Origin of the sequence: Candidatus Pseudothioglobus sp. Uisw_041, assembly GCF_048087625.1 — a bacterium.
Lineage (GTDB): Bacteria > Pseudomonadota > Gammaproteobacteria > PS1 > Pseudothioglobaceae > Pseudothioglobus.
Genome location: NZ_CP159805.1, coordinates 1,375,078 through 1,387,445, shown reverse-complemented (window position 1 = coordinate 1,387,445; position 12,368 = coordinate 1,375,078). Strand labels below are relative to the sequence as shown.

The 12,368-nt window shown below is 36.4% G+C and carries 12 protein-coding genes; 10 read left to right on the top strand and 2 right to left on the bottom strand.

The genetic code is table 11. From position 1 onward, the window contains the following. Positions 1-6 precede the first annotated feature (6 nt). The 5 genes from ABXT44_RS07020 to ABXT44_RS07000 are packed head-to-tail and all read left to right on the top strand — an operon-like array spanning position 7 to position 5,763. Positions 7-1,554 (top strand): complex I subunit 4 family protein, encoded by a 1,548-nt coding sequence (locus ABXT44_RS07020; protein WP_416686512.1) that lies wholly within the window; start codon positions 7-9, stop codon positions 1,552-1,554. Next, complete coding sequence (gene nuoN, locus ABXT44_RS07015; protein ID WP_416679579.1) at positions 1,554-2,999, top strand: NADH-quinone oxidoreductase subunit NuoN; 1,446 nt, start codon at positions 1,554-1,556, stop codon at positions 2,997-2,999. Before ABXT44_RS07020 ends, nuoN begins: the two co-directional genes overlap by 1 nt. Positions 3,000-3,043: 44 nt before the next feature. Next, positions 3,044-3,745, top strand: coding sequence for a glycerophosphodiester phosphodiesterase (locus tag ABXT44_RS07010; RefSeq protein WP_416686510.1), 702 nt, complete (start codon positions 3,044-3,046; stop codon positions 3,743-3,745). Continuing rightward, positions 3,738-4,604, top strand: coding sequence for a DMT family transporter (locus tag ABXT44_RS07005; protein WP_416686508.1), 867 nt, complete (start codon positions 3,738-3,740; stop codon positions 4,602-4,604). The genes ABXT44_RS07010 and ABXT44_RS07005 overlap by 8 nt, the downstream gene beginning before the upstream one ends. A 16-nt stretch (positions 4,605-4,620) precedes the next feature. Continuing rightward, positions 4,621-5,763 (top strand): glycerate kinase, encoded by a 1,143-nt coding sequence (locus ABXT44_RS07000; protein ID WP_416686507.1) that lies wholly within the window; start codon positions 4,621-4,623, stop codon positions 5,761-5,763. Here ABXT44_RS07000 and ABXT44_RS06995 read toward each other — a convergent pair. Together ABXT44_RS06995 and ABXT44_RS06990 are read right to left on the bottom strand one after the other, a co-directional pair. After that, entirely contained in the window at positions 5,760-6,788 is a 1,029-nt protein-coding gene (locus ABXT44_RS06995) for a D-2-hydroxyacid dehydrogenase (RefSeq protein ID WP_416686505.1), read from the bottom strand. The two genes, ABXT44_RS07000 and ABXT44_RS06995, sit on opposite strands and share 4 nt — an antisense overlap. Positions 6,789-6,794: 6 nt before the next feature. Further along, positions 6,795-8,165: a Rieske 2Fe-2S domain-containing protein gene (locus ABXT44_RS06990; protein WP_416686503.1), complete on the bottom strand. Its 1,371-nt coding sequence runs from the start codon at positions 8,163-8,165 to the stop codon at positions 6,795-6,797. Between the two features lie 242 nt (positions 8,166-8,407). Between ABXT44_RS06990 and ABXT44_RS06985 the strand changes: the two genes are divergently transcribed. The 5 genes from ABXT44_RS06985 to ABXT44_RS06965 are packed head-to-tail and all read left to right on the top strand — an operon-like array spanning position 8,408 to position 12,355. After that, complete coding sequence (locus ABXT44_RS06985) at positions 8,408-9,511, top strand: aromatic ring-hydroxylating oxygenase subunit alpha (RefSeq protein WP_416686502.1); 1,104 nt, start codon at positions 8,408-8,410, stop codon at positions 9,509-9,511. Then, positions 9,511-9,933 (top strand): lactoylglutathione lyase, encoded by a 423-nt coding sequence (gene gloA, locus ABXT44_RS06980; protein ID WP_416651446.1) that lies wholly within the window; start codon positions 9,511-9,513, stop codon positions 9,931-9,933. Before ABXT44_RS06985 ends, gloA begins: the two co-directional genes overlap by 1 nt. A gap of 12 nt (positions 9,934-9,945) precedes the next feature. Then, positions 9,946-10,344 carry a cupin domain-containing protein gene (locus tag ABXT44_RS06975; protein ID WP_416651444.1) on the top strand — a complete coding sequence of 133 codons (399 nt, stop codon included), beginning with the start codon at positions 9,946-9,948 and terminating at the stop codon, positions 10,342-10,344. A 7-nt stretch (positions 10,345-10,351) separates the two neighbouring features. Then, entirely contained in the window at positions 10,352-10,903 is a 552-nt protein-coding gene (locus tag ABXT44_RS06970) for an Lrp/AsnC family transcriptional regulator (protein ID WP_416686501.1), read from the top strand. A gap of 33 nt (positions 10,904-10,936) precedes the next feature. After that, positions 10,937-12,355 (top strand): glutamine synthetase family protein, encoded by a 1,419-nt coding sequence (locus ABXT44_RS06965; protein ID WP_416686499.1) that lies wholly within the window; start codon positions 10,937-10,939, stop codon positions 12,353-12,355. Positions 12,356-12,368 lie beyond the last annotated feature (13 nt).

Sequence of the window (12,368 nt, the reverse complement as noted above, 5' to 3'; positions counted from 1 at the left end):
AATAGTATGGATTCATTACTAAGTATTTTAATTTGGCTTCCTATATTAGGGGCTGGCTTAGTCCTATTTATAGGAAACAATAGAGCTCAACTTGCCCGCTGGGTAAGCGCTGGTATTTCTGTGATTGTTTTCGTCTTATCAATAAATTTATTTTTAGATTTTGACACTTCAACCTCCTCAATGCAGTTTGTAGAAAAGGTCAGTTGGATTACTCAATTTAATATTTTTTACCATCTAGGTGTTGACGGAATATCAATGCCACTAATTATTCTTACCACCTTTTCAACAATATTAGTAATTGTTGCTGGGTGGGAAGTTATCAAGAATAGAGTGGCAGATTATATGGCAGCTTTTTTAATCATGGAAGGCCTCATTATTGGTGTTTTTTCGTCAATGGACTCCATGTTGTTTTATGTTTTTTGGGAGTCATCACTAATACCAATGCTTTTAATTATTGGTGTCTGGGGTGGTCAAAATCGTGTCTATGCCTCGATTAAATTCTTTTTATACACTTTTCTAGGGTCAGTATTTATGCTGGTTTCACTTATTTATATGTACAATTTAAGTGGCTCATTCGCAATTTCTGAAATGTACACCTTGCCGCTTACTATGGCTCAGCAGAGTTGGATATTTTGGGCTTTCTTCCTTGCTTTCGCGGTAAAGGTACCTATGTTTCCTGTCCATACATGGCTTCCAGATGCTCACGTCCAAGCGCCAACAGGTGGCTCTGTAATCTTGGCAGCTATAATGTTAAAGATGGGTGGTTACGGATTTTTCCGCTTCTCACTGCCTATCACGCCGGATGCATCATCATCATTTGCAACTGTAGTAATCGTTCTCTCTTTGATCGCAATTGTTTATATTGGTTTTGTAGCGCTGGTTCAAAAAGATATGAAAAAATTGATTGCCTACTCGTCAATTTCCCATATGGGCTTTGTTACTTTAGGTGTTTTTGCGTTATTTTCTATTATGAAAATGGGATCAAATGGTGAGCTAATTTCTATTAGTGGCGCAAGTATTGAGAGTGCTTATCTTGGCTTAGAAGGTGCAATGATTCAAATGATTTCTCATGGCTTTATTTCTGCAGCAATGTTCTTAGTTGTTGGCGTGCTTTATGACAGACTTCACTCAAGAGAAATATCTACCTATGGAGGGGTTGTAAACTCAATGCCTAAATTTACAGGTTTTGCTGTTCTATTTGCAATGGCAAATGCTGGTCTTCCTGGAACTTCAGGTTTTGTCGGGGAGTTTATGGTTATTCTTGGAGCTTTACAAGCTAATTTTTGGTTTGCATTTTTGGCTTCAATGACTTTGATCATTGGTGCTGCGTATACATTGTGGATGGTTAAGCGTGTTTTTTGGGGAGAGATAACTAACCCAGAGGTAAGCACTTTGAGTGATATCAATTCTAGGGAATTTGGAATCTTAGCTATTTTAGCTATTGCTGTATTATGGATGGGTTTATACCCACAGCCAGTAATTGAGGTAATGCATGCTTCCATTGTTAATCTTCTTGAGCAAGCACTTACAACTAAACTACCAGTTTTATTATGATGAACTTTAATTTTAATGTTGCAGAACTTCTCTTTGCTTTACCAGAGTTGTTTTTATTATTTGCAATTTCACTTATATTGTTATTTGACCTTTTTGTAAGCCAACGTTTAAAGCAATTTACTTATTACTTGACGCAGTTAGCACTTCTAATAACAGGTTTCTTGGCGTTTAATTTAATTGGCGAGAATGCAACAATTTTTTCTGGTACTTTTGTTCTTGATTCTTTAGGCTCAACTTTTAAAGTTTTCATACTTGGGTTTGCAATTATTGCCCTTGTCTATACTCGTCATTATCTTAAGGCGCATGAGCTTTTAAGAAATGAGTATTTTATTCTGGCAATGATGTCAATACTGGGAATGATGGTAATGGTTTCTGGACATAGCCTCCTTACTTTGTACTTGGGTTTAGAAATAATGTCACTATCGTTGTATGCACTTATTGCCACAGCAAGAGACAGAGCTAGTGCTATTGAGGCTGCCCTTAAATACTTTGTTCTGGGCGCTATTGCTTCGGGATTATTGCTTTATGGAATGTCCATGATTTATGGAATAAGTGGAAGCCTGGATATTTCCCAGATATCAAGTTTTGCAAGTGCCTCAACTTTGGGCTCTCAGCAAACATTAATTCTTAATTTTGGTTTAGTTTTCTTAGTCATTGGCATTGCTTTCAAACTTGGAGCTGTGCCTTTTCATATGTGGGTTCCAGATGTATATCAAGGATCACCAACTTCAGTTACTATGTTTTTATCAACTGTACCAAAAATTGCCGCGATCGCATTACTGATTCGATTGTTAATTGATGGTTTAGGAGAGCTTCAGCATTACTGGGCAGATCTATTTATGATCTTAGCTGTCCTCTCAATTGCAATAGGATCATTAGTTGCATTAACTCAAACTAATATCAAACGAATGCTTGCTTACTCAACAATATCCCATATTGGTTTTGTGTTGCTAGGTTTTGTTACAGGAGTGGTAGATGGTTATGGCGCTGCAGTCTTTTATGTGCTGGCTTATATCTTGATGAGTTTAGCGGCCTTTGGTTCAATTATTGTTCTAAATAGGAAGGGATTTGAGGCTGATCAAATTTCTGATTTTCAAGGTTTGAGTAAACATTCTCCATGGTTTGCATTAATTATGTTGGTGGTTATGCTTTCAATGGCTGGTGTTCCACCCTTTATTGGTTTTTATTCTAAGTTATTTATTCTTCAGCAAGTGGTTGCAGAGGGCTATGTAATTCTTGCTATAACAGCGGTAATCTTTGCTGTAATAAGTGCTTACTATTATCTGCAAATTATTAAAACAATGTATTTTGATGATGTAGATAAAGAGATACTGGTTTCTGCTCCGTTAGATATGAAGGTTGTGCTTTCTATCAATGGAATTCTTATTCTAGTCGTTGGCTTGATGCCAAGTTTCTGGATGGAGCTATCTGTTTCACTATTCTAAGTTTTTTAAAAAAAGACTGCTAAATTTTTATGTAGAATATCTCAATGATTATTGCACATCGAGGTATTTCATTTGATCTACCAGAAAATTCTTTACCAGCTTTTAATGCCTCATGGGATAAAGGAGTGGATGGGATAGAAGGTGATTTTCATCTTACCAAGGATGGTGCCATTGTTTGTATTCATGATGATGATACTCAAAGAGTTTGTAATCAAAAGTTAATTGTTAAAGACTCAACTCTTGAAGAGTTAAAGCAACTCAACTTATCTCATAAAATTTCTAATAATTCAAAAGTAAAAATTCCTACTCTAGCTGAAGTGCTTAACGTATTGCCTTCTGGTAAAAAAATATTTATAGAGATAAAGTGTGGTATTGAGATTATAAGACCCCTAATTAAAGAGCTTTCTCAATCTGAAATACATACCGAGCAAGCTGTGATTATTTCATTTGATGAGAGAGTTATTAAGACTTTTAAATCAGCAGCACCTAATTATAAGGCTTACTGGTTATATTCATATGAGCCGAACTATGACTTAAATAAAATATTAGATGTACTGAATGATATTAAGGCCGATGGCCTCAGTTCAGATAATGAAAACTCAAAAACTTTAATTGACCGAGTTATGGATGCTGGTTTTGAATACCACTCATGGACAATTGATGATATTGATATTGCTAATAAATTGATTAGCTGGAGAGTACAATCTATCACAACAGATAATCCAGGCCAAATCCAAAATGAGTAATAAGATATTTTCAAGTATTTTTACAGCAATTTTATCTGCATTCTTTTTTTCTCTTGCAGCCACTACTGCCCCCTATTTCTATGGTGTTGGAGGAGGCGTATTTCTTCTTCTTTCTGTTCGCTATGTTAGTACTTTTATTTTTGCAAGTATTTTAAATAAATCACCTAAGAAAATTAAAAGCAAGGCAACACACATTAGATTAATACTAATTAGTATTTTTCAAGCAATTTTTATTGCATCGTATATGTATTCAATAAGCTTGATTCCATTAAGTTTAGCCGTAGTAGTGATTTATACTTTCCCAATTATTACCTTTTTTGTTAACTCAATACTTAAGAGTAGATCCATTGATTTTTTATCAGCTGCCGCACTTCTTGTGTCATTATTTGGCATCTGGATTTTAGTTCAAGGAGATTCAAGTGATTGGAATTTATGGGGCGTTTTTTGGGGCCTTATTGCTTCTCTTGCCCAGGTTACTGTAAATATTTTATCTCGCCATAAAAGTGTAGAATCAGGATGGGGCCTAATTCAATATATTATGGTATTGCCTTCAGTAGTTTTTGTGTTGTTATATTTTATAGTCACTTTAGAACCTATAGCTTCAATATCTTCAGAGATGTTAATTTGGAGTATTCTTTCAGCAATGGGGATGACTGGAGGTATTTACTTTTTCTTTAGGTCAATATCAATTATTGGACCCGTGCGAACCTCAAATGTGATGTACTTAGAGCCTATTTTTACTATTATTTTAGGTGTAATTCTTCTTCAAGATATGCTGGGCATGAATCAGTGGCTTGGTATGTTTATTATTTTTACTGCAACAATCTCACTTGAGAGGTGGGGTAAAAAATATAATTAAGTTAAAGAAGTAAAATATGAAGATATTAATTGCACCTGATTCTTTTAAAGAAACCTTAACAGCTTCTGATGCAGCAAATGCAATTGAGGAAGGTTTTTTAGGTATTTTTCCAGATGCTAATATTTTAAAATTACCGATTGCTGATGGTGGAGAGGGAACAGTTGATGTCTTAGTTACTGCAACCCAAGGCAAGTATTTTTCAACGAAAGTGTCAGGTCCTCTAGGAGAATATATCAATGCCAAGTGGGGTATGCTCGGCAATTCAAAAACAGCAGTAATCGAAATTGCTGAAGCTTGTGGCTTGCAACTAGTTCCACTTAAAAAAAGAAATCCAATGAATACCTCTAGTTTTGGAGTTGGTGAACTCATACTTGCTGCAATTGATGAAGGTGCTGAGCATATTATTATTGGTTTAGGAGGAAGTGCAACAAATGATGGAGGAATGGGTTTTTTAGAGGCAATTGGAATCCAGTTTTTAGATTCTTTTGGTAAGGAACTCACTGGAGGTGTAGAAAGTTTAAATACACTTTCAGATATTAATATTACTTCTATCGACTCACGCCTCAAAGGAGTCAGTTTTGAGATTGCATGCGATGTGGACAATCCTCTCATTGGACAGCAAGGCGCATCAGTTATTTTTGGATCTCAAAAAGGTGCTGATGAAAAGATGATTAATCAATTAGATAATCTATTGAGTCATTACTCCAGAATTGCTTCCAGTAAATTAAATAATAACCTCTCAATGCACCCAGGAGCAGGTTCAGCAGGCGGCATAGGTTATGGTTTTCTTGCTTTTTTAAAGGCGGATCAAAAAAGTGGGGTACAAATTATTCTTGAAAAACTTAATTTTGAGCAACATCTATCAACTACAGATCTTCTAATAACAGGCGAAGGTAGGTTTGATAGTCAAAGTTTTAGAGGTAAAGCTCCAATGGGAGTAATTGATTATGCAAGAAAGCATAAATGCAGTATCTTTGTCATTGCAGGTAGTGCAGAGAATGATGAAATACTGGAAAATAAATATGATATCGACAAGGTATTTAGTATTATTTCTAATGACCTATCATTTGAACAGTCAATTGCAAATCCCAATGATAGTCTAATGGCTACTGCAAAAAAAGCAGCCCAGCACTATAAAAAATATTATTTAAATCTTTAATATCCTAGATCAGGGTTTATTAAATTATTTAATTTTTCATCAGCAATGTATCTTTGCATATTCATTAGAACGAGATCAAGTGTTAGAGGAATATATGTATCACCATCATCAGCAGATATATGCGGCATAACCATTAAGTTCGGTGTGTCCCATAATATTGAATTTGAAGGGAGTGGCTCAGGATCAAAAACATCAATAATAGCAGCCTTGATGTGACCAGAATTTAAGTTCTCTACAAGAGCATCATAGTCCATTGTGGCAGCCCTTCCAACATTAACAATACCTACTCCTGGCTTCATTAATGATTGACGCCTTTTATCTAATAAATTAAATGTTTCAGTTGTATTCGGTGTAGACATAAAAATGTAATCAGCTGCAGGGAGTACTTCATCTAATTTGTCTACCTTAACCATTTGATCGACGCCTTCTAAAGGCATCCCATGACGACTTACCCCAATTACTTTCATGCCCAATAATTTGCATTTTTTTGCCGCAGCATGTCCTATATTGCCTGTACCTATAACCAGCAATGTCTTACCTAATATTGGAGATGAATAGAGAGATTCCCAATGCTTGTTTTGTTGATTTTGAATGATTTCAGGGATATGCGTATGCAACATTAGCACACTCATTAGACCAAACTCCCCTGCTTTTGCTGAGTGCACGCCCCGATTATTAACAACTGAAACGTGTTCTGGCACCCAGTCCATTGGACATAAATGTTCTACCCCTGCACCAATAATATGAATCCATCGAAGTTTAGGCGCAATTTCAGCAAGATTCTCAGTAGGAAAATCCCAGCACACAAGAACCTCAGCAGTCTTCATGGATTCATAAAAGTTCTCTAAATCCCAATCAAAAATTGGCTCAATTTTGTTTTTTAAATCAGGGTAGCTTTCAATTGCATTATCAAACCTTTCTTTGGTAATAGCAAAAACACTTTCCCCTTCAATAGTTGGTGGGAATGAATCAGGGTCAGCATGATTACTCTTAAAATGAACTCTTATTTTATTATCACTTGCCATAGGTATTTATTTATTGGTATTTGAAGTTTCTCTTGATTGTATTTCTTTTAATTTTTTCGTGACTATTTTAACTCTCTCTTCTTCAACCTTTCCATCGACTTCAAATTGAATTTGAACGAATTCATGTGCAAGTTTACTTAAGAAGGAATTGTCTTCCAAATTACTCGCTGGAATATTAAGGACAGAATCACCTCCATAAGTTGGAACTGGCAATCCATTAATGCCACTTGCTAGATATGGTTTTTTGCCGGAGGCAACAGTTTTTATTTGCTCTCTAATTCTCTGACGCATCATTGCAACTCCTTGATCACTTGGTAATAAATTTTCATTTTTATGGATATTTATTGGACCCATGCCTTCGCATGCTTCTCGGTCTGCAGGAAATCTTTGACGTTCTTTGTAGGGGCGATCAAAAATTTCACCCTGTTCAATTAGTTCAGGACCCTCTGGAGTGTTAAATTCCTGTGGATCTCCTCTCTCCCCAAAATTAGCCCAGGCATAGCAGATAGTTGTTTCATCGTCGATTGGAACAACCCATCGTGTAAATGAACTTCTACCATAGTGTATTTGCTTTGTTCCATCTGCAGCAAAAGCTGCGCCTGCTTGAGTAAAGTTTGGCAAAACAACTTCGTTAATCCTAAACCAAATATTGTCACCAACTCTCCTGGTATTGCAGCCTAAAATCCAACTATCACGCTCAAAAAAATCAATCTGTCCAACTTCTCCAAAGCCTTCTGAAAACTGTTGTCGACTCATATTTGAATGAAGGAAAGAGGTGTGAATTGGATCAACTATAGCATCCAAAACCTGAAGCCAGTTGCAATTGAAGGGTGCCTTATAGGGTACCATTTCCATATCTTTAAAATTTAGGCTGTCATACATTGGGAATTCGGGTTTTTCATCAATTGGCCCAAGATAGGCAAAAATTAAACCTTTAAATTCATAAGTCGGATAGGCGCCAAGTCGAACCCTCTGTTTAATAATGTCAGCTACATGTGCAGGCTGCCCAGGAACATCTAATAATGTTCCATCAATGCCAAAGTGCCATCCATGGTAGCAACATTGAATTCCTATTTCTTGACAAATACCAAATTCAAGAGAAGCTTGCCTATGGGGGCATTGTTTATGAACCAATCCTAATTGATTGCTTTTGTCTCGAAATAGAACAAGTTCTTCACCCAGAATTTTTATTGATAAAGGAAGATCATCGAGTTCAGAAGAGATAAAAACTGGCTGCCAGTATCTTCTAAGGTATTCACCTGCTGGCGATCCAGGACCAATACGTGTAATTTCATCATCAACATCTTTTGAGTGGATTAATCCATGCCCTGAATATCCTTTCAATTCAACCTCGAAGTCACTTCCTTTAATGCCCATATTGCATCCTCTCCTGATTAAAAGTGTTAATGAAAGTTACAAATCATACCAAATTAATACGAATGTTAACAGTAAATAATTTTTATGATTATTACATATTAATTATTTTTAATATAATAAATAGCTGTATTGGTAACTTATTCTTTAATTTATTACATTTAATGTAATAATTAGGTTTATAATTTTTGTCATTATCATTTGTTTCATTTATTTTTTGAGGTATTACAATTAATAAACTTGACATGTCATCTTTTTTTGAGAAAGGCAAGCTTAAGCATGGACTGCCCTCATCTGCCTATACTAGCGCTGATTTTTTTCGCTCTGAGTGCGATACCGTGTTTACCGATAATTGGGTTTTTGTAGGTTTTGCTCATGAGCTAAATGAGCCAGGGGATGCTAGACCAATTATGGTTGCTGGTCAGCCAGTAGTCTTAATTAAAAATAATGAAGGAAAAATTTCAGCTTTCCATAATGCATGCTCTCATCGATGTTTGAAGTTAGTTGATGAGCCAATGAATGTTGGCAAGATGTTATCTTGCCCCTATCATGCATGGACATACAGTCTTGATGGTGATCTTTGTGCTACTCCGTTCTTTGGTGGCAAAGAGCATCAGCCAGAAGGCTTTGAAATGTCAAATCATAATCTTAAATCAATAAAAATAGCTATTTGGCAAGATTGGATTTTTATTAATTTAAGTGGCAATGCTGCCAATTTTGAGGATTATGCAGCGCCACTTATTCAAAATTTTAGTGATATAGATTTTCAAAAAGTGAAGCCTGTAGCTACGTTGGATTTTGGTGAGATTTCTACGAACTGGAAATTTCTTATGGAAAATTTTATAGAGCCTTACCATGTTCAATTTGTCCATCGAACAACAACAAATCAGCCTCTTGAGGATCATTACACAATTGTTGATGGCGTTTGTCTAGGAAGCGCTATTGATCTTGATGATGATGATAAGGTAAAGGGGAGTTTGTCTGTAAGTTCAAGATACTTAACTCTTTTTCCAAATTTTATAATTGGTCGTTATGCTCCGGATCAAATTGGAGTCTATTTGAATGTTCCAGTTGATGAAGGTCATACGCACCAAAAAAGGGTTATCTACACCACAGAAGGCGAGAGCGTTTCAATTAAAGAGGTTGATGAAATGAAAAAGCTATGGTGGGATGTCCACAAAGAAGATCATGCAATTTGTGAAAGGATGCAGCTTGGGAGAGCGTCTCCAGTTTCAAAAGATGGTGGTATGTTATCACCTCACTGGGAAGATAGTGTTCGCGCTTTTCAAGAAATGATTGCAGAAGCCGTTACTAACCCACCAAAAAATAATACACAAAGGAGAATTTAATGACCGATACAAGTTTTAATAGTGACTTTAGATTAGCACATACGATGATGAGAGTTCTTGACTTAGAAAAGTCACTTCATTTTTATTGTGACATTTTAGGTATGCAAGTGCTCAGGCGAACTGATTACCCGGGGGGAAGATTTACAAATGCATTTGTAGGTTATGGTCCTGAAATTGAATTTCCTGCACTGGAGCTAACCCATAACTGGGATCAAGAAGAGCACTATGACAAAGGTAATGGATGGGGGCACATTTGTATTGAAACGCCAGATGTATACAAAGCTGTTGAAGACCTAGAAGCTGGAGGTGCCAAAATCATTAGTCCAGCTAAACCTATGAATGCTGGAACTCGAATACTTGCATTTATTGAAGATCCAGATGGATATGTCGTAGAACTTAATGAAAAACTTAACTTAACTTAAAAAGGGATAAAAATGAGTAATAAACCACAACTATATAAATTTGGTGACATTGAGCACCGTTTACACACTTTAGAGCCAGGACAAAGCTATATCAAGCCTTTTGTTACTAGTGCAGTTAGTGATACGATGTGTGGCGGTTTGAATTTTTTAAACCAAGTATCTGTGCCATGGGAGTTAACATGCGATGAGATTATTTATTGTATGGAGGGGACGTTTAGATTAACGTGTGATGGTGAGTCTTATAACTGCAATCCAGGTGATGTCCTTTATATCCCTAAAGATAATTCTATAGCTTATGAGTGTGATGAAAAATGCGTAATATTCTATGCTGCTTATCCTCATGACTGGAAGCAACAAGCAGGAATTACTTTTGTGCCTGGAATAGATCCAGAAGACATGCCTCAAAACTAGGATTTAAATGAGTAATTCAAGTAATCGTATAGTGCACCTAAGTCAATCTAATGATAATAATGATAGCGATCAACTTCCGCGTGTTCCAACTAGGGATACGCTAAAAGATAAATTGAATCAACGAATCATTGATATGCTTGAGATTGATGGACGAAAGCCATTTAACGAAATTGCTAAGTCACTGGAAATCTCTGAAGGGACTGTCAGGAATCGTGTGAATCGCATGAAAGATGCAGGTGTCTTGCAAATCAAAGCATTGGTAGATCGCTCTGCTATAAATTATGCAACAGATTCGATGCTCGGAATAAAAGTTGCTTCAACTTCTAGCCCTACTGAGGTTGCTAAACGTCTTCAAGATTGCAATGAAATAGTCTTTATTATCTGGGTCACAGGTCGATATGATCTTTTAGTAGAAATTGCCTCTGAAGGAGATGAGACCCTTACTAGGTTTCTAGATGAACATTGTTTTAATAACGGTGATATAAAGGATGTTGAGGTAATGAAAGGCCTGGCAACATATAAAAATCAATTTTTATTAAAATCGCAAGAAAAATTATAAATATTTAATAAATTCATAAATAAGGAGAAGAATATGGCAAAGATTTATCACACAACAATGGCAGATGCCCTGCCATCAAAGAAACGTGTTGCAGAGGAAAAAGCTCGATTAGAAAAAGCAGGCGTAAAGTACATTCTGTCGTGTTGGATTGACATGCTTGGCCTTCCTAAAACAAAGCCAATTCCTATGAAGGAGTTTGAAGCATTGTGTGCAGGAAAGGGCCCTCAATTTGCGGTTCATTCAGTTTCTTTTGTTCCTGAATTAGGGCCTAATGACTCAGATCAAATCCCTGTACCTGATTTAGATAGCTTGGTAATTTGTCCATGGGATAAGACGTGTGTATGGGTTTTTTCAGATTTATGGTGGGAAGGTAAGCCTTATAACTTGTGCCCTCGTCAAACTCTTAAAAGAGCAGTACAAAAAGCAGATGACGCTGGATATAAAGCCTTTTGTGGTATTGAGCCAGAATTTATTGCGATGCGATGGGAAGATGGTCAGCCTGTTAAGGCTTTTGATGATGATCCATTACCAGGTGACGGCTTACGTCCTCGCAGACAAGCTTTTGGATACGATGTTGAGTATTCAATTGATTCAATGGAATTCCTCAAAGAATTAATTGATACTGTAAATGATTTAGGCTGGGATATGAAGGATGTGGTTTGTGAGGGCGCCTACTCACAGTTTGAGCTTGACTTCACTTATACAGATATTCTTCAGATGGCAGATCGATTAGTTTTCTTAAGGGTTCTTCTTAAAGAGGTTGCTAAAAAGTATGGGATGTTTATTACCTTTATGCCAAAGCCAACGATTGGTGATTGGAGGTCTGGAGCGCATATTAATTTTAGTATGACGAGTAACTCGGATAACAAAAATGTTTTTGAAGGTAAGGATGGAAAATTCTCTGATACAGCTTATCATGTAGTTGGTGGATTGCTAAAGCATGCAACAGAAATTACTGCTATTGCTTGTTCAACGGTAAACTCATATAACGGTTTGGTTCCAATAGTTGGTGGATTTGAAGGAGGAGTCTATACATGGGCGCCGACAACAATGGCCTATGGAGATAATAATCGATCTTGCATGATTCGACTCCCTCAAAACCGTTTTTGTATCGAGAATCGTGCTGCTGACATGTGCATGAATCCATACCTATCCTTAGCACTTACAACAGCTGCAGCTTTGGATGGAATTAAGAATAAGATTGATCCAGGTGATCCTTTAAATATAAACTTGTATACATTAAGCCCTGAAGAAATGAAGGAAGCAAACATTAAATCTTTACCTCGTAATCTTTTAGAGGCAATTGAGGCTTTAAATGAGGATGATTTTGCAAGAGAAGTTTTAGGTGATTCAATGCTCCTTCAATTTTTCTCTTATAAGAAAGATGAGTGGGATCGATATCATCAGGCTGTTACAAACTGGGAAGTTGAGGAGTTTTTAAGGCTTTATTAAGCCAGGTTTTTTA